The sequence below is a fragment of the Natrinema sp. H-ect4 genome (genome assembly GCF_041894845.1).
Taxonomy (GTDB): Archaea; Halobacteriota; Halobacteria; order Halobacteriales; family Natrialbaceae; genus Natrinema.
The window spans coordinates 1-18108 of the sequence record NZ_JBHDYC010000036.1 but is presented as its reverse complement, the minus strand read 5'-3'; the positions used below and the strand labels follow the sequence as shown (position 1 = coordinate 18108).

Annotated in this window: 16 protein-coding genes and 3 pseudogenes; 16 read left to right on the top strand and 3 right to left on the bottom strand. The window is 59.3% G+C overall.

What is annotated here, in order from left to right; translation table 11 throughout:
* The 9 genes and pseudogenes from ACEWFR_RS23380 to ACEWFR_RS23340 all read left to right on the top strand — a co-directional run.
* Positions 1-348 (top strand): annotated as a pseudogene (locus tag ACEWFR_RS23380) (hypothetical protein); the annotation flags it as partial.
* 239 nt (positions 349-587) lie between these two features.
* Positions 588-810, top strand: a pseudogene (locus ACEWFR_RS23375) (hypothetical protein); the annotation flags it as partial.
* A 24-nt stretch (positions 811-834) separates the two neighbouring features.
* Positions 835-1106: pseudogene (locus ACEWFR_RS23370) on the top strand (hypothetical protein); the annotation flags it as partial.
* A 64-nt stretch (positions 1107-1170) separates the two neighbouring features.
* Entirely contained in the window at positions 1171-1590 is a 420-nt protein-coding gene (locus tag ACEWFR_RS23365; RefSeq protein ID WP_218011958.1) for a hypothetical protein, read from the top strand.
* A 237-nt stretch (positions 1591-1827) separates the two neighbouring features.
* Positions 1828-3387, top strand: coding sequence for a sodium:solute symporter family protein (locus ACEWFR_RS23360; RefSeq protein WP_374063290.1), 1560 nt, complete (start codon positions 1828-1830; stop codon positions 3385-3387).
* 123 nt (positions 3388-3510) lie between these two features.
* Complete coding sequence (locus ACEWFR_RS23355) at positions 3511-4560, top strand: AbrB/MazE/SpoVT family DNA-binding domain-containing protein (protein WP_374063289.1); 1050 nt, start codon at positions 3511-3513, stop codon at positions 4558-4560.
* A gap of 412 nt (positions 4561-4972) precedes the next feature.
* A complete protein-coding gene (locus tag ACEWFR_RS23350) occupies positions 4973-5095 on the top strand; it encodes a hypothetical protein (RefSeq protein ID WP_255681021.1) in 123 nt (40 codons plus the stop codon).
* Positions 5095-6342 carry an RNA-guided endonuclease InsQ/TnpB family protein gene (locus ACEWFR_RS23345; RefSeq protein WP_374063288.1) on the top strand — a complete coding sequence of 416 codons (1248 nt, stop codon included), beginning with the start codon at positions 5095-5097 and terminating at the stop codon, positions 6340-6342. The genes ACEWFR_RS23350 and ACEWFR_RS23345 overlap by 1 nt, the downstream gene beginning before the upstream one ends.
* 274 nt (positions 6343-6616) lie before the next feature.
* The gene (locus tag ACEWFR_RS23340) at positions 6617-7726 is read left to right on the top strand and encodes an agmatinase family protein (RefSeq protein WP_098725992.1); all 1110 of its coding nucleotides are present in this window, start codon (positions 6617-6619) and stop codon (positions 7724-7726) included.
* An 11-nt stretch (positions 7727-7737) separates the two neighbouring features.
* Here the strand turns inward: ACEWFR_RS23340 and ACEWFR_RS23335 are convergent, their stop codons facing one another.
* Together ACEWFR_RS23335 and ACEWFR_RS23330 are read right to left on the bottom strand one after the other, a co-directional pair.
* A complete protein-coding gene (locus ACEWFR_RS23335) occupies positions 7738-9273 on the bottom strand; it encodes an amidase family protein (protein WP_374063287.1) in 1536 nt (511 codons plus the stop codon).
* Entirely contained in the window at positions 9270-9974 is a 705-nt protein-coding gene (locus ACEWFR_RS23330; protein WP_374063286.1) for a cysteine hydrolase family protein, read from the bottom strand. Before ACEWFR_RS23330 ends, ACEWFR_RS23335 begins: the two co-directional genes overlap by 4 nt.
* Positions 9975-10231: 257 nt before the next feature.
* Here ACEWFR_RS23330 and ACEWFR_RS23325 point away from each other — a divergent pair, with 257 nt between their 5' ends.
* From ACEWFR_RS23325 to ACEWFR_RS23300, 6 genes are all read left to right on the top strand, one after another.
* A complete protein-coding gene (locus ACEWFR_RS23325; RefSeq protein ID WP_374063291.1) occupies positions 10232-11353 on the top strand; it encodes a PotD/PotF family extracellular solute-binding protein in 1122 nt (373 codons plus the stop codon).
* On the top strand, positions 11346-12413 hold the full coding sequence (locus ACEWFR_RS23320) for an ABC transporter ATP-binding protein (protein WP_374063285.1): 1068 nt from the start codon (positions 11346-11348) through the stop codon (positions 12411-12413). The genes ACEWFR_RS23325 and ACEWFR_RS23320 overlap by 8 nt, the downstream gene beginning before the upstream one ends.
* Positions 12413-13327, top strand: coding sequence for an ABC transporter permease (locus ACEWFR_RS23315; RefSeq protein ID WP_098725987.1), 915 nt, complete (start codon positions 12413-12415; stop codon positions 13325-13327). Before ACEWFR_RS23320 ends, ACEWFR_RS23315 begins: the two co-directional genes overlap by 1 nt.
* Positions 13324-14130 carry an ABC transporter permease gene (locus ACEWFR_RS23310; RefSeq protein ID WP_374063284.1) on the top strand — a complete coding sequence of 269 codons (807 nt, stop codon included), beginning with the start codon at positions 13324-13326 and terminating at the stop codon, positions 14128-14130. Before ACEWFR_RS23315 ends, ACEWFR_RS23310 begins: the two co-directional genes overlap by 4 nt.
* A 63-nt stretch (positions 14131-14193) precedes the next feature.
* Positions 14194-15177, top strand: coding sequence for an agmatinase family protein (locus ACEWFR_RS23305; protein ID WP_374063283.1), 984 nt, complete (start codon positions 14194-14196; stop codon positions 15175-15177).
* The gene (locus ACEWFR_RS23300; protein WP_374063282.1) at positions 15177-15842 is read left to right on the top strand and encodes an MBL fold metallo-hydrolase; all 666 of its coding nucleotides are present in this window, start codon (positions 15177-15179) and stop codon (positions 15840-15842) included. Before ACEWFR_RS23305 ends, ACEWFR_RS23300 begins: the two co-directional genes overlap by 1 nt.
* A gap of 3 nt (positions 15843-15845) precedes the next feature.
* On the opposite strand, the gene ACEWFR_RS23295 is transcribed toward ACEWFR_RS23300, so the two are convergent.
* Positions 15846-16529, bottom strand: coding sequence for a cysteine hydrolase family protein (locus ACEWFR_RS23295; protein WP_374063281.1), 684 nt, complete (start codon positions 16527-16529; stop codon positions 15846-15848).
* A 704-nt stretch (positions 16530-17233) separates the two neighbouring features.
* Between ACEWFR_RS23295 and ACEWFR_RS23290 the strand changes: the two genes are divergently transcribed.
* The gene (locus tag ACEWFR_RS23290; protein ID WP_374063280.1) at positions 17234-18097 is read left to right on the top strand and encodes a cytochrome P450; all 864 of its coding nucleotides are present in this window, start codon (positions 17234-17236) and stop codon (positions 18095-18097) included.
* The last annotated feature ends 11 nt before the right edge of the window (positions 18098-18108 follow it).

Genomic DNA, 18108 nt, shown 5'->3' with positions numbered 1-18108 from the left:
CTCGAGACCGGGAGCATCTTCATGGGCTATGCGATTTCCGCGATGAGCCTGCTGTTTCTCAACCTCGGCGTCGAGAAGATTCCCGTCACCCACCACATCACGCTGTTGGGCTCGACGGGTGCGGTGATCGCAGCGTCGGCCGTCGGGAGCGATCCGATCGTGCTGCTCGTCGCTGGCGCGTTCGGCGCGATCAGCGGACTGCTCGGCGAACTGAGCCAGCGAGTGTTCTACTCGCATTCCGGAACGCACGTCGACCCGCCGGCGATGGCGATCGCGGCGTTCATGTTCGTTCTTGGCGTCCTCTATCTGCTCGGGTTGCTCCCCAACGCAGGCTATCTTGGCCTCTGAACGAATTCGGACTGTAACTGCGGCCCGTCTTGACGGAGTGAAGAACCACGGCCGCTGTCCGGCGTCTTGAGCAGGGGTCGCCTGTCGAAATAATCTTAGGTTGTGTCGGGCCAAACGGTATCGACGCTGTCGTACTGGGAGGCGGGAAGCCAAGGTACTGAGCGAATCACGCTTGACAGTGTAGCTGAGAAGGCTTTTCGGTCGGCACCCGTTTCTGTGATTACCGTGAGAGAAACGGAGTGAGTGATACCCGAGGGCAGGGCGAACGAGTCATCCACTCGATCTGTGTCGACTGTGTTATCACCGGCTGGATCCCGACGAGCGCGACCATACTCCTACGACGGCTGCGGACTCGTTGTCGACACGCTCGCAGCGTGGCCGGCGTTTCATTCCAGCAGGACCTTCGGTCCCGCCCGGCTCAGGTGGTTTCGCGTCGAACATAGTCATCTCGAGGGACCGATTTAGATCTGCGCCCGCTGTAGTCTCCCGACGCTCGGCCTCGACGACGGGCTCGTCCTCGCAAACGCCCTCGCCATCGACGGCTTCCGACCGACGAGTTCGACGGGACGAATTTCGCGTTGATCCACGCGGTGTTGCAGGTGCTGTGGATCGTCCTCACACCACGGCTCATCTGTGGCGACGCTCGGAACGGTCAGACGACCCACGAGGAGGCCCGAGCGCTGTTAGCAACGAGTAGTCCACACCGAAGCCGGGGAACCGGCCCCTACGTCGCCCAGCTGCGAGACCGCTTCGATTGACGTGCTCGACCGAACTGACTGGCCTTTCGAAAGGACTGTACCGCAGTCGCGGATAGTTCATACCGTGTTCCCGTGGGCCGTACGAGGGATCGTCATCTCGTCGAGTATACGTCGCTCTATCGAGAGTCACGTCGCCGAGGAACACCCACACGAGGCGGGCGGCTTCCTCGCGTGTGAGCGACGCAGTAACCGGTTGCACGCGACGCGTCACGTCCCGGTTCCAAACGGGTCGTCGACGCCGGAGACCCGCTTCGAGACGGTCGTCGACGGGCGTGTTCCGCCGCCACCGCGAGTGTTTTACCACTCTCACACGAGCGCACGATCACCCTCTGGCCTCTCCACGGTCGACGAACGATCGATTCCCGAGCCGTTTGCTCTCGTGATCTTCGCCCCCCACGGAACGGCGCTCAGCTACCGAACGTTCAAGCGCGGGTTGCTCCGTTGGCGAGAACTCCTCGTCGAAGTCGCCACGAACCCGACGTAATCCACACAGTTCCGGTATCCGATTACGGATATATATTGTATAACCGTTCACCAACAGGCATGGGTAGTTCATGCGTGTACCCTCGCTACACAATTAAATATACAAATACAGGCCAAACCTTTTCATCGGTGAATATATCTCAAGATATGTCGATAATATGCTCACGGAAGAACGCAGTAGTCGAGAAAAAGTAGACGAACACTCATCAAATCTGGCGAGGGAGCGGGGGAGCGGACAGTGAGTGTCATCACCTACGTGATCGCGGCCGTCATCGTCGCAATGCTGGCTATCGGCTTCTACGTGTCCCGGAAGGTCAAAGGCGACAGCGTCAACTACATCGTCGCGGGTCGAGGACTGATCCTTCCGCTGGCTGCGGCGACGTTGATGGCCCAGTCGCTGGATTCGAACGCCACCCTCGGGAACACCGACCTCGCTTCGGCCGCCGGCTTCTGGGCCGGCGCAGCGTTGCCCATCGGCTTGGCGCTTTGTCTCTTCCTCACTGGCCTGTTCTTCGCCAAGCCGATGAACCGAATGAACCTCACGACGCTTCCGGACTTTTTCCGCCGGAAGTACGGTCGCACAACGGAGATCGTCGCGAGTTTCATCATGTCGATCGCCTACGCGTTCCTGTTGGCGGGGAACCTCGTCGCCGGCGGCTACCTCTTCCAGATCTTCGTCGGAACGAGCTTCGAACTCGGCGTCTTCATCATCGCCGGACTCGTTCTCTCGTACACCCTCGCTGGCGGCCTGTTCGCCGTCGCGTACACCGACGTGCTCCAGGCCGGCATTGCGTTCGTCGGTTCGATCGCACTCATCGTCTTCGTCGCAACGCAGTACGGGATCACGATCCCCACCGGGATGGGGCCCTCGAACCTGGGACAGCTCACCGATCCGAGTCAGGGGGCGTACATCAATCTCGCCACGATCGTCGCGCTCGGTCTAGGCGACATCGTGGCTATCGATTTCATGGAACGCGTCTTCGCGGCCGATAGTCCCGAAACCGCACAGAAGGCCTGCTTCATCGGCGGTGCCGGCACGCTGATAATCGGGGTGCCGTTTTCGATCGTGGCGCTCTCGGCTAACTCGATTCTGGCCTCTCTGGGCGTCGAAGCCGGTAATCAAGCGGTGTTGTACGTGCTGTTACAGAACGCGGTCCCGCCGTGGCTCGCGGCGATCGTCATCGCGGGCATCGTCGCCGCGTCGTTCTCGACGAGCGACGGTGCAATATTGGGGACCTCATCGGTCATCGCACGAAACATCGGCGGTATTCGCGTCGACGAGAGCACGCCCGCAGCGGCGGCGGACGGCGGCGTTGACGAGGGAGTCCTCGGGAGTAAAAGCGATGAACTGCTCACCGTTACCCGTCTGATGGCGATTCCGATCACGCTGCTCGGTATCTTCTTCGCGATTCAGGTCTCTGCCACCGGGATGTTGCTCGTTCTGGCGTTCGACATCATGCTCGCCGGCGCGTTCGTTCCGCTCGTGATGGGACTCTACTGGTCAGACATGGCGAACACGCCCGCGGCGCTTACCTCCATGCTCGCCGGATCGGGGACGCGCTTGTTCTTCTTCGTCCTCCTACCGACGACGTACGCCTACGAGAATACCCTGCTCTACATCCCGAACGACGTCTTTACGGCCGCCTTCGACGGCTTGCCGACGTTCATTGCGGCGGGAGTGAGCCTCGTCACCTTCGTAACGGTCGCCTACGCAACGAAGGAGACTCACGAAGCGCGCACCCTCAATCGAGAGGGGCGCCGAACCATCGTCGCAGCCGGGGAGAACGAGGATGAATAACGGTGTGCGTTCACTTTAATAGCATATACGGCTACAGTATGGCACCTATAGATATATATGCATGAGTAACATTGTAGTATCTGCCCCAATGGTTCGAGTTAGTAGTATTTTAAGGTGGCGTGGATGAAGGGGAGCGATTTGCGCATTCGCCGGAAGGCCCAGCAGTTGGGCTCCTCGACGCTCGCAGTATCGGTACCCGCTGAATGGGCGCAGTACCACGATCTCACGAAGGGTGACGAACTGATCGTGCAACGTGACGAGAACGGCAACTCGCTTCTCGTCACACCGGATCAACCCGCGGTCGAGGATGTCGAAACGACGATCAACGCCGATGCAATGAGTACGGACGCGCTCTCCCGAGCCGTCATCACGCAGTACGTTCTCGGCCGCGGCCTCATCCGCATCGAGGCGGCGGAGGCGCTAGACCCGCAAAACTACGACGCAGTCCTCGAGGCCGAACGCCGGTTGATGGGACTCGGCATCGTCGAGGAGACGACGAACCATATCACCGTCCGCTGCTCGGTGGATCCCGACGACTTCGATCTCCCGACACTGCTCGGCCGATTAGGGCGCACGGAGGCGACGATTCGGTCGAGTGCCGTCTCGGCCCTGTTAGACGGTGACGCCGACGCAGCCCGGCGAGCACGTAATCGGGGCTCGCAACTCGAGAAACTCTTCTCTCTCTTTCTCAGACTCGTCTTCACCACGTACCGAAATCCGCGGCTCAACCAAGCGGTGGGTATCGGAACGGGATTCCCGCTCATCGGCTACCGCTCCGCCGCTCAGGACGTGTCGCTGATGGCCGGAATCGCCGATGATATTGCGACAATCGCCACCGAGCGAGTGACTGAGCCGCTCGACGACCCGGTCGCAGACGATGTCCGATCAGTCCACGACGCACTCGATACAGCTGCTGAGAAGGTTCGGAAAGCCGTTATCGATCCGGACTACGAGTTGGTGACCGACGCCCGCACGAGTCTCCAACGTGTCGAGGATCACTCGACAGCGGCCATCGACCGGCTCGAAAAAGAACGTCCCGAACCGCTACTCGCTCTCAACCGGGTTCACTTCCTCCTCGAACGGAGCGCACGTCACGCTGGGGACACGCTGGATGTGGCGACTCATCTCGCGTTCAGGGAGAGTCCAGACGTCGTCAGACAGGACTCGGCTTGATATCTTCACCGCGGTGAACTATAGTAGCCACTGAAACGATCTACACACTGATCGCAACGCAGTCGTGCGATCAGGTGTCCATTGACTTTCAGTGGCTACTATAGCCGGCCTCCTCCCCGCCCTCGGTCGGTCCATCAGGGCAGGCTTGATACCCTCACCGCCACCGCTAGAGCGCGAGGATTCCTCACGTTGGGGGAACAGCCCGGACTCGCTCACCGCCGACCCGGATCGCTCCTCGAGAGACGAGCGTTTAGCTGAATTGAGGCGCTAAGCCCCCTTCCTCAGCGAGCGCCGAAGGCGCGAGCAGGGAGGGGATACAGCGCCGCTCGTGTTTCTTGGACTGTTCTACAGCAGGCTCACAGGCCCACGTAATCGGTAATTCTTTACGTATAGCGTGCATTGTGTGCATACGGTGAAACGGAAGACTATCACCATTCGGGAGGACCAAGACGAGTGGATCGAGGAGCAGCACCTCAACCTCTCGTCGTTCGTCCAAGAGAAACTCGACGAACTCATCGAGGAACGCGAGAACTGATGTACTATGCCTACAAGTATCGCCTCGAGCCGTCCGATGCCCAACGCGAGGAGTTGGACCGCCACCGTGATATCTGTAGGCAACTGTACAATCACACTCGCTACCGCCTCAACGAATACCGAGAGAACCACGGTGAACTGCCGTCCATGACCACGCTTCGGTCGGAGCTTCCCGATCTCAAGCAGTGGTGGGATGGTCTCTCGGACGTGTACTCAAAGGTTCTCCAGACCGTCGTCGAACGGCTGTTCGACAACCTCAGTAGTCTTTCTGCGCTCAAGCAGAACGGCTACGGCGTCGGCCAACTCAAGTGGAAGCCGCCGCGCGAGTTCCGCAGTTTCATATACAATCAGTCTGGCTTCAAGCTCGACAAGAAGGGCGGTCAGACTGTGCTGTCACTCTCGAAACTCGCGGACATTCCGATCCGAGTCCACCGGGAGATCCCCGACGACGCCGCACTCAAGCAGGTCACACTCAAGAAGGAACCGACGGGCGAGTGGTTCGCCACGTTCGGTGTCGAAGTCGACCGAGAGCCACCGCAAAAGCCCGACCGGCCGAAGAACGTCGTCGGCATTGACGTAGGTATCCTGAAGTACGCCCACGACACCGACGGCCACGCGATCGAATCAGCCGATCTCTCGGACGAACGCGACCGACTCGAGCGTGAGCAACGGAAACTCTCGCGGAAGCAACACGGATCGAACAACTACGAGAAGCAACGCCGTCGAGTGGCCGGGTGTCACGCCGACCTGAAGAACAAGCGCCGCGACTTCCTTCACAAACTCTCGAACTACTACGCTCGAGAGTACGATCTCGTCGCGGTCGAAAACCTTGACGCGAAAGGTCTTGTCGAACTCGACGGCAATTCTCGGAACCGCGCCGGAGCAGCGTGGGGAACGTTCCTTCGAATGCTCGAGTACAAGTGCGAACGCGAAGGCACGCACCTCGTGGCTGTCGATCCGGCCGGAACGACCAAAGAGTGTGCAGCGTGCGGTGTCTCGACCGACAAACCGTTGTGGGTCCGAGAACACTCCTGTCCCTCCTGTGGCTTCACCGCTGACAGGGACTGGAACGCAGCGTGGAACATTCTTTCTCGCGGTATCAAGCAGTTAGGAGCGGGATGCTCCGAATCAACGCCTGTGGAGACTGCGCTCCCTACGGGAACCACTTCGGTTCCTGCAAAGCGCGTCGTTGAAGCAGGAAGCCCCATCTGCTCACGGGCGCTTCGCGCCCGTTCGCATGGTCCGTGAGACCTTTGGTCTCACGCTACCCTCAAGCGCGAGCCGTCAGGCGAGCGGTAGGGTGGGGTAGTTCACAGTGCGCTTTGCTATATGTTGCGCTCGTACCCGAGTTCGGGCCTTAAGGTGTATTATGACACTCGAATTGTTCGAGCGTGCACACACTCATGCGAATAGTTGGAACATATCTCAAGAAAGTCTTTAGTACAATCTGATGTTGGTACTTGATGGGCAAGGAAGAGTACGAATACACTCTAAATTGCGCTGGAAGAAGACAAACTAACACATGACTGACGAACGATCTGGCGAAGATATCTACGGCGACGAGTACAAGGAAGCAAACGAACCCATCTTCAGCGGCATCCCGACGTTCCTCAAGCTCCCCGAGGTCGAACGGGACCAGCTAGCGGAAGAGGACGTCGACATCGGTATCATCGGTGCCCCCCTCGATACGGCCACGACGATTCGTCCCGGAACTCGCTACGGCCCGCGTGCTGTTCGCGCGGCCTCGACAGTCCCATCACCGCCGTACGAGCATTTCAATATCGAGACCGGCATCGATCCGTTCGATACGTTCAAGGTCGCAGATACCGGCGACGCTCCGGTCTCTCCCGGCGATACACGACAGAGTCAACTGAACATCGAGGACGCCGTCGCGGAAGTGAGCGAACAGGCCACGCCGATCGTCATCGGCGGTGACCACTCCATCTCTTACCCCGATATCAAGGGCTGGGCGGAAGCCAACGGCTACGAAGACATCGGCCTCATTCACTTCGACTGTCACGCCGATACCGGCGATGACGGGCTAACCGGCTTCAAGTACGACCACGGCGCGTGGGTCAAACGCGTCTTCGACGACGAGCTAATGGCCGGCGAGAACTATACACTCATCGGTCCGCGTGGCTTCTGGCCCGGTCCCGACACGTACGAGGATATGCGCGAGGCGGACATGAAGTGGTACACCGCGATGGAAGTCGGGCAGATGAACCTCGATGAGATCGTGGCCGATGCGGTCCAGCGTGCCACGGATGGAACCGACGCAGTGTGGGTTTCTTTCGACGTTGATGTGATGGAACCAGCCTACGCACCGGGCACCGGCGAGCCTGAACCGGGCGGGCTCATCCCCCGCGAAGCCATTTACATGGTTCGTGAAGTCGTAAAGGCGCTCGAGCCGTCCGAATTCGGCTTCGACGTGGTCGAGGTTTCGCCGGCGTACGACGTGAGTGATTCGAACTCCTACAATGGTGGAATCACCAGTGGCTTCGCTAACCGTCTCATCATCGAAGTGATGGGGAGCATGGCTCTCGCAGAGAAGGGGCTAGAGGAAGGATCACCGATAAAACCGAAGGAACCGCTGGGCCCGAGCAAGGAGGTTGAGACGCAAGCGGACGACTGAACGTCTACTTTTTAGAGCGCAGCAGCTCCGTCGAAATCGGCTTCGACTGCAGCGGCGAGTTGGAACAGGGTCGACTCGTCGAATCGGCGGCCGACGAGTTGGAGACCGACTGGCAATCCGTCGACCACTCCACACGGCACCGACATGGCAGGATGGCCGGTCTGGTTAAATACACCGGTGTTGACAGGGATCGTTGATAGTCGTTCGACCCGCTTGACGCGGTCGGCGTCAGAATCGTGTTCGACTGCCGTCGTTGGCGATGTTGGAAGGACGAGAGCGTCGCATCGGGTGAGTTTCTCGTCGTACTCCCGGCTGAGTGCGAGTACGCGGTTCTTGGCGCGGGCATACCCGCTCCACCCCGTTGTCTTCCAGCACTGACGGGCGAAAAGTAGCGACGCGACGACTGCGGGTGAGAGCGCTCCAGGGAAGTCGTCGAGAGCCCCTTCGAAGGCCACACGGCCATCCGTCCAGTGCCACCCGGGCGTTGTCGTTCCGACACCTCCCTGCCGGTAGGTGATAGCTGCCCCGATCGCAGCCGTAACGCCTACGAGCGACGGTGCGAGTCGATGATCAGGAACGGAGACAGAGACGACTTCGACGCCAGACTTTTCGAGCCGATCGATCGCCTTCCGGATCGTTTCGTCGACTGGAGGCTCCGATTGGGGCCAGTCGAACCCCTCTTTCAAGACGCCAACAGTCTTCTCCGTCACGTCGCGATTTGATGCCGCAACGTAGTTGTCTGGCGTGACACTCCTCGGTTGGCGTGGATCGAGCCGACAGCCGTTTTGTCGATCCTCGCCCGCGATTACGTTGAGAACCCGCCCAGCATCCCGGACCGTTTGCGAGATAACGCCGACGTGATCGAAACCAAAATCCATCCCGAAGATTCCGGTGTACGGGACCAGTCCATAGGTGGGTTTGCAGCCGACGACGCCACACCAAGCGGCCGGAGTACGGACCGATCCCGCTTGGTCAGTCCCGATAGCGGCGTCACAGTCACCGGCCGCGACAGCGGCGGCGGAACCGCTGCTCGACCCTCCCGCGAGCATATCGTCATTGGAGGGATTCACCGTCGGACCGTAGTCTTGGAGTTCGCCTGCGTCACCCATCGCGAACGCGTCCATGTTGGTCTTGCCGAGTACCGTCGCCCCTGCATCGAGGAGGCGGCCGACGACTGTCGCGTCGATCTCCGGTTCGAACCGTTCTAATGCCCGTGATCCGGAGGTACACGGGATATCCGCAACGGCAATGTTGTCCTTGATGCCGAGCGTATACCCGTCGAGTGGCCCTCCAGACGTACCGTCGATTCGGCACCGACGTAGCCAGGCGTTGTACGGGTCGCGGTCGGCTCCCGGTTGCGTGGCTCCGTCACGGCCGCCGTGCCGGTCAGGCGATCCGTGAAGCGTTTCGAAACGCGGCGGCGACATCGACTCGACGGCCGACAACGCCGACTCCATTTCCTCGACTAGCGTCCGATAGTCCTCCCGTTCCGCGGCAGTGAGGTCGATCCCCCACTCCGCAGCGATGTCTGAGAGCGTCGATGTCACGTCTCACTCCCCGGGGTGACCGGTCCGGTGTCCGGGTACACCCGTCCCGTCTCTTTGACCCGTTGGACCACCGAGTTCCCCTCGTATGCGTCGAACGATTCTGTGACGGCCTCGAGCGAACGGACCCCCCGCGGCTGGAGGTACCGGATACATCGGAGGCCGAGTTCGTGGCGTTCGTCGCTCGGTGCCCCCGTTCCTTCTTCGACGACGCGGAAGGCGTAGTCGCGCTCGTGTGCGCCGTGAGCCGTGTAGTGGACGCAGATATTCGTCATGAACCCGACGAGTACGACGGTGTCGACGTTGTACGTTGCGAGTAGATGCTCGAGGTCCGTCCGGTGAAAGAAATTGTACCGTCGTTTGGCGATGACGTACTCGGCGGGTTCCATATCGTCCTCGTCTACTGCCAGTCGGTCGTCTAGATGTTCTGCAGCGGTCCCATACAGTCCGTGTTCGGGTTCACTGGACTCGAACTCCGCCCCGTAGTCGGCGAAGTCGGGCCGGTGGAGTTCTTTCCCCCAGACGATCGGGACGTCGGCAGCTCGGGCGTGTGAAACGACCTCGTTGATTCGTTCGAGGATTGCCTCGCGTCCGCCTGGGACGGAACCCGATCCGGAGTGCATCTGGTCCGATCGATCGGAACTTCCCTGTTGGGCATCGATTACGATCAGTGCCGGAGTTCCACCGACCGGTGAGTTGGTCATTGGTAACATGGTACGTATCAGCTTCATCTCGAGAACGTCCGCTTGAACCTTCCCCTAGGCCAGTAGGGGAGTAATAGAGGAATCCGTTGATACGAGCGTACCTAGTATTCGTATGGGTGTATATTAGGTACACATGTTCCCTCCGACGACACCTACCTACTGGAACCGATAAGAGATATCACCCGCATATATGGAGAAGTCTTTTCAATATCTTCTGTTTGTCTGATTATGTCGCAACAAAGCTTGCGCACTACACAATGATGCGAGAAAAAGATGAGTCAATATCGAAGCGGAGGAGAGATTTTGTTAAATACGCAGGCACTGCTGGTGCGGCAGGGCTCACCGGTCTGAGCGGATGTGTCTCGATGTTCGCCGGTTCGGACGGGACGACCCTGACAGTCTCGAGTTTCGGCGGCGCGTTCAAGGAAATACTCGACGAGCAGTTGTTCGGTCCGTTCGAAGAAGAGACTGATATCACGGTACAATCACAAGCCCAAGGAGGGACGTCCGAAGTGCTCCCACGGATCAGGAGCGCAGTCGAGAACGGTAATGCGCCGGTGGACCTGCTGATTATGACCGTGCCCGGAGTCTTGCGAGGACTCAACTCGGATCTCTGGGCGACGTTCGACGAGTCGTCCTTCGAGAACCTCGAGTACATCTCCGACGATCTCAACGAGTACGACGACGAGGACAATCTCGTCGGAGTCGGCTCTCAGGGCTGGCTCATCAATCTCGTCCACAACTCCGAGGCAACCGACGCTTCACCGAGTTCTTGGGAGGCACTTTGGGATTCTTCGTACGAGGACCAGATGGCGATGATGACGCCGGCCGTCACCGGATACATGCTCGATATCACGGCACACGTCCACTTCGACGGCGCCGAGTCGCTCCAAACTGAAGATGGAATTCGCGAGGTCTTCGGAAAGCTCCAAGAAGTGAAATCACAGGCGAACATGTGGTACACCAACGAAGCGAACTTCCAGTCGCGACTGGCGGACGGCGAAGTTCCGATGGGGATGTTGTACAATGATATCACGCTGGTGTTACAGGATCAGGGTGCTCCCGTCGAGAGTACGTTCGTCGACGAAGGGTCCGTGCTCGGTAGTGGACGCTGGGTGTCACCACGGACCTCGGAAAACCACGATGCGGTCACACAGTTCATCGATTACGCTTCAAAACCGGAGGTCCAGGACCGGGTCTCCGAGAACCTGTACACGGTCCCGACGATAGAGGCCCAACACTCGAACCTGGACGACGAGACTTACCAGAAGATCGCCGGACCCGGACTGGAGGCGGCCATCACGCCGAACTTCGAGATGTACGTCGATCGCCAGCAGTTCATCAACCAACAGTGGAACGAACTCATAATCAATGAGTGACATCGTTCTCGAAGGTGTCGATAAAGTGTATCCCGGCGGCGTCGAGGCAGTTACGGGGGCGTCATTGGTCGTCAAGGACGGAGAGTTTGTGACGATCGTCGGTCCATCGGGCTGTGGCAAGACGACGACGCTACGGATGATTGCAGGTTTCGAGCATCCCACCCACGGGAGGGTCGGCATCGGCGGTGACGGCATGACCGACGTCCCACCCGACGAGCGCAATACCGGCATGGTGTTTCAGGACTTCGCCCTGTTTCCCCACATGACCGTCGGTGAGAACATCGCGTACGGGTTGACCATCGGAGGCGGCTGGGACGAAGCGGACGCGAAGAACCGCGTCGAGGAAATGCTCGAGCTCGTGGAGTTGCCGGGGTTTGCCGACCGCGACCCCGAACAGCTCTCGGGCGGCCAGCAACAGCGCGTCGCCCTCGCTCGCGCGCTCGCCCCGGAGCCTGAAGTGTTGTTACTGGACGAACCACTCGCGAGTCTCGACAAGAAACTCCGCGAGAGCATGCAGGTCGAACTGCGTCGCATCCAGGAACGCGTCGGGATCACGACTGTGTTGGTAACCCACAACCAGAAAGAGGCGCTGACGATGTCGGACCGAATCGCAGTGATGAACGACGGCCAATTCGATCAGGTTGGAACGCCTCAGGAAGTATACAATCGGCCGGAAACGCGGTTTGTCGCTGATTTCGTCGGAACTGCAAACATCTTCGACGGGACCGTCGTCGATCAGTCACCCGAGAAAATCACCGTCGACTGTGGCGCGTTCGAAATCCTGGCGACACCACACGACGGCGTCACCGTCGGTGAGACGGTTAGCGTCGTTGTTCGTCCCGAACATACCCGTGTAGAGACGACTACCGAAGCTGCGAATGTCATCGAGGGCAACGTGGAAGTGAGCCGGTTCTTAGGCGACCACGTGGAGTGTCATATCTCGCTCCCCACCGGAACCGAGGCAGTCGGCATAGTCACGCCGGACGGCCCGTCGCCGACGACCGGTAGTCAGGTCACCGTCGGGATCGACGCCGAGGACTGCCTGGTGGTGACTGATTGATGTCTCACGGGACCGATACCCCGGAAGCAACGGGTTGGACCGGGAGGGTACCGCAGACGAAGTATCTCGTCGCTTCGTACCCGGCTACGGTACTCGTGTTGCTATTTCTGGTCCCCTTCTGCCTGTTGTTCGTATACAGCTTCTATACGAACGTTAGCGGCGGCTACCTCGAGCGGACGCTGACGCTGGCAAACTACCTGCGGTTGGGACGGGAGCCGCTGTACTTGGATCGGCTCGTCTTCACGCTCCGAATCGCAGCGATGACGACTATCGTTTCGTTGCTACTCGGATATCCACTCGCGTATCGATTGGCCAGAACGCGTCGCTCGCGGGTTCGACGGACCGTGCTGACCATCATCGTCTCGAGCTTATGGCTCACGTTCATCATTCGGGGCTACGCATGGGCTGTGATGCTGAGCAGTGACGGGGTGATTCCCGTTGCCGCCGCCGGTGTGGGCCTGTTAGACGAACCCGTCTCATTTGTCCCGGGCTATTGGGCCCTCGTCGTTAGCATGGTGTACGTGTTTTTACCGTTCATGGTGTTGACACTGTACACGAGTATCAAGAACGTCGATACTGAGTTACTTGAAGCATCGAAGAATCTCGGCGCCGGTCCGGTCACGACGTTCCGTCATGTGACGCTCCCCTTGACGAAAAGCGGCATCGTCAGCGGATCGTTGCTGGTGTTCGTCCTCTCGCTGGGCGTGTACGTCCTTCCGCGAATTCTCGGTAGCCCACCGCAGTGGACGTTGGCCGTTGTCATCGGCAATCAGGTGACCATCGAATCGAACGTCCCGTTCGCAGCGGCACTTAGCATCGTCCTGATGCTCGTCGTCGTCCTCCTAGTCCTGGTAACCGTCCGACTCACCGGCGTCGGGACGTTCGAACTCGGCAACGGAGGTGGCGATGCGTGACAGCAAATCGCTGGACTAGCCGCGACGCGATCATCAAAGCGCTACTCGGCGCGTACACGTGGCTGGTAGTCGGGTTCATTCTGCTTCCCCTGATCGTTATCGGCGTCATGTCGTTTACGCCGGGCGAGTTCATGGAGTTCCCACCACAAGGAGTGTCACTCCGGTGGTACGGGGAATTCTTCAGTTCGCTCACGTGGCTCACGGCGATGCAGAACAGTCTGCTCATCGCTACGATCTCAGCTCTCGGTGCAACGTCGATCGGTGGGACCGCGGCGTTCGCGCTTGATCGATACGACTACCGATTCGATTGGGCGTTTACCGGCGTAGCAGTGCTACCGACCCTCCTACCGCCGGTGATCGTCGGCGTGGCGTTTGTCATCTTCTTCGGGGCCATTGGAGTCGGCGGACAGCTGTGGACGCTCGCGGTCGCCCACAGCATCTTTTTCGCCCCGTTCCCGTTCATCCTCGTTTCCCAAGGCCTCAACGATGTCGACCGGACCTACGAGGAAGCGGCTCGCGATCTCGGTTCGCAACCGCTCACCGTGATCCGAACGGTGACGCTCCCCTTGCTACGGGCGAACGTCTTTGCGGGAGCGATCTTCGCGTTCATCCTCTCGCTCAACGAGTACATCATCAGCTGGCTGATTTCCGGGTTCTCGTTCCAGACGATCCCGATCCAGATTTTCACCAGTCTCCGGTACACCTACTCACCGGTCATCGCGGCCGTGAGTCTGATATTCATCGTGGCGACGTTCGTCCTCATGACCGCCGTCGATCGCATGACAGGGGGGGTATGGGACTGAGTGAGCGATTCTCGCACAGTGACGTATCGAACAGCAACCAACCAACTAACACAGTATCCACCAATGACGAACGACATCACTAAACCGACGAATCGACTTCCAGAACTCTCCTACGCCGGTATCGACACCTTCCTCGGTGCCGAGACGGCCGAACCAGAGGGGCTCACCCCCGATATCGACGTTGGGTTCGTTGGCGTTCCCTTCGACGGCTCGGTATCGCGCCGGCCCGGTACTCGGTACGGTCCGAGCGCACTTCGGTCGGCCAGTAGCTGGTACAACCACTTCGGCGGCCAGCCCGACGGAACGCACAACGTCGACACTGATCGCCACGTCAATCACAACGACATCACCATGCGCGACTGCGGTGACGCGCCGACCGTCCCGAACGACGTCGAGCAGACCCGCGATCACGTCGCGGCCTACGTCGAGGCTGTTGCCGAGACCGCGTTCCCAGTTATCCTCGGCGGTGACCACTACATCACATACCCGTCCTTTGCGGGCGTCGCGAACACCATTGACGGCGATGTGGGGCTGATCCACCTCGACGCACATTCGGACACGATGGACGACGAAGAGATCTACGGACCACACTGGCATGGCTCTCCAATGGCCCGCATCGACGACCTTCCGAAAGGGGGGTACGAAAACCACGCCATGATCGGGATCCGTAGCTACGAGCGGGCCGACTTCCCTGATATCGTCGCGGATCGCGGCATTCAGGTCGACTATGCTCGCGACGTTCGAGAGAAAGGGATTAGAACCTGTGTCGAGGACGCCATCGAACATGCGACGGACGGCACGGATGCAGTGTACCTCACCGTCGATATCGACGCCGTAGACCCATCGTTCGCGCCGGGGACCGGAACGCCGGAGCCGGGTGGTCTCACCAGCGCTCAACTGCTCACCGCGATGGACCTGTTAGGAGCCTGTTCCGACATTCAGGCGATGGACATGATGGAGGTCGCACCCCGTCTCGACCCGACCGATGCGACCCAGATGCTCGGGGCAATGGCGATCACCCGGTTCGTCGAACGTCAGTTCTGCTGATGACTGACCGATCCGATACGTGCCGACCGGTCACCGAGATAAGCGAAGGCGTCTACGACCTCACGCTCACGCGTGAGCCGGCACGGTACCGGGCGTACCTGTTCGACTGGGACATCCCAACGTTGGTCGATTGCGGGCCCGCCGAGGCGAGCGACACGCTGCTCGATCGAATCGCCACGTGTGACGTTGCTCCCGAGCGGCTCATCCTCACGCACGCGGATCACGATCACGTCGGCGGATTCGACGAGGTCGTCGATCGCTACGACCCGACAACGTGGGTCCCCGAACAGTCCTGCCTCGAAACGGAACACGATCCCGACCGGCGGTACGGCCACGAGGACCAGCTCGAGCCGTTTACGGCCGTCCACGTTCCCGGTCACACCGATGATAACTACGCGTTGGTCGCACCGGAGCACAACCTGGCAATCATGGGCGACGCACTGATCGGCGCCGACTGGCGGGGCCTTCCAGCGGGGTATTTCGTTCTGGTCGAAGGGGTCTACTCGGACGACCTCCGTGCGGCCGAACGCAACGCCGAGCGCTTGCAGGACTACGCGTTCGATGTCGGACTCGTCTTCCACGGCTCCTCCGTGCTCGAGGACGCCCGCGAGAAACTAGATGCGTACCTCGACTTCCCGAACAAGGGCGACTGGGTGACTGACTGAGACTTACTTTTCGAGATCGACCACGCTTCCGGTCCGTTTGACGCGTTTGACAGTCTCGTTTCCATCGTAGTCCGCGAGCGCATCCGTGACTGACTCGAGCGGCTGCACGCCACTCGGTTGTAGGTAGGTGAGCATCTCCAAGGCAGCGTCATGGAGCGATTGGCTAGTACCGGCCGTACACTCCTCAACGACACGGAATACGTAGTCGCGCTCGTGTGCGCCCTGAGCCGTGTAGTGGACGCAGACGTTGGTCGTGACGCCGGCGAGTACCAGCGTGTCGATATCGAACGTCGAGAGGAGATGGTCGAGATCAGTGTTGTGAAAGCAATTGTAGCGACGTTTTCGCACCAGATACTCCGCTGAGGGAAGGTCATCCGCACTGTTGAACGTCGACAGGAACTGCTCCCCCTCGGTACCGGCGAGGGTGTGATCTCGCTCGACAGAGAGCAACTCGACACCGTAATCCGATCGGTCGTCTCGGTGAGACTCTTTCGTCCAGATCACCGGTAGATCTGCCCCGCGAGCGGCGGCGACCAACGAGTGGATATTCTCGACGACCTGTGCCGTCGAATCGACTGACGAACACGGGCAATACACTGCTCCGTTAGGGTCTAGAAAGTCGTACTGCGGGTCGATGATGAGCAACGCCGGTGTCGTGCCGAGAGGACCGGGCTGAGTTGGTAGCATGACGGTATACACTACGAATAGGTAGTGAAAGAAGGAAGAGGTTCGGGTCTGTGCAAGAATGAGGTGGAATACTCAATGTCTTCCAACACGAAGGTCGAAGAGCCACTGGTGCGATGGTGTACGAATATCAGCAACGCGTTTCCAAGCCGTGAGACAGCGTCAAGCGGACGAAGTTCTTCGTGCAGTCTCCCGTTTCTGGCTCCGTCCCACCCTTAAACACAAAGAAGAGAATACTATTGCTTATACGACCACTGAACAGCAAGTACTGTGGGTACAAGATACGAATATGTTGAGAACACAAATGAGATATTCATATATATTACGGAATAGTTTAGGATGGTCGATTCTTGTTGGCAGATATGACCTCACAATCGTATTCAAACGGGAACGGAGAGTTTCCCGAATCACACCCGGAGCCGTTATGCTCCTCGGAGGCGTTACACGACCCCTTCGAGTGGTACAACAGAAAGCGCCGAACCAGTCCAGTCCACTACGACAGTGATCGGGAAGTGTACGACGTATTCTCGTATGAACATGTCAAATCGGCCTTACAGGACGACGAGCGGTTCGTCCGCAAACCACTCTCTCGACCCCAGATGACGGTTCCGAACCCATTTTCGTACATCGACAACGCGATGGTGTGGTCGGACGGATCGGACCACAGCCAGATGAAGCATCAACTGTTCGAATACTTCAGGCCGGATATGATACACGATCTTCGGCACACCATCGAGGATATCGCCCGCTCGCAACTCGACAACGCACTCGAGGACGGCCCGGAGTTCGACTTCGTAACGGATTTCGCGGTCCCCGTCCCGTTGCGGATCGTTATGCAGTTAGTCGGTATCCCACAGCGTGACCACAAGCAGCTGCTGTCGTGGTTGGAGACATTTCGGGGGGTGATGAACACGGAGTACAGCGCTGTCGAGAGCAAGAATCCGGCCGCGATGGAAGCCACAGTTGACTACTTCGAACGGTTGGTAGATGCTCGGAAAACGGACCCCCAAGACGATCTCATCTCCCGTCTCGTCGTGGAATCCGAATTGAGTGATGCGGAGATCGGCGCGAATTGTTTCGACTTCATCATGGCGGGACAGGGAACGATGTCCGAGTTTCTCTCAAACGCCCTCTCTCTCTTCGACCGTCACGGCCTGTTCGAACAGCCTATCCAGTACGAGATGGAGGTCGTGCTTGAGGAGGTGTTGCGGTACAGGAGTCCGTTGCAATCTCGGGTTCGCGAGACTACCGAATCCGTGACACTACACGGGATGGAGATCCCGGACGGCGAATCCGTCGTCCTCTGGATTGGCGCGGCGAACCGAGACTCGCAAAAGTATGACGATCCCGATACGTTCGTGCCCGACAGAGATCCCGACCATCTAGCGTTCGGCAGCGGGACACACGTCTGTATCGGCGCTCCGCTCGCGCGTCTTGAAGGACCGATAGTACTGCGTACAGTCGTCGACCGTGTCGATGATATTGAGATCCGTCACGACGAAGCGACACCAAAGCCCAAGGCGTCGAAACTCGGTTTTGAACGATTGCCCGTCTCTGTGACTCCGACGTGACTGAAATCATG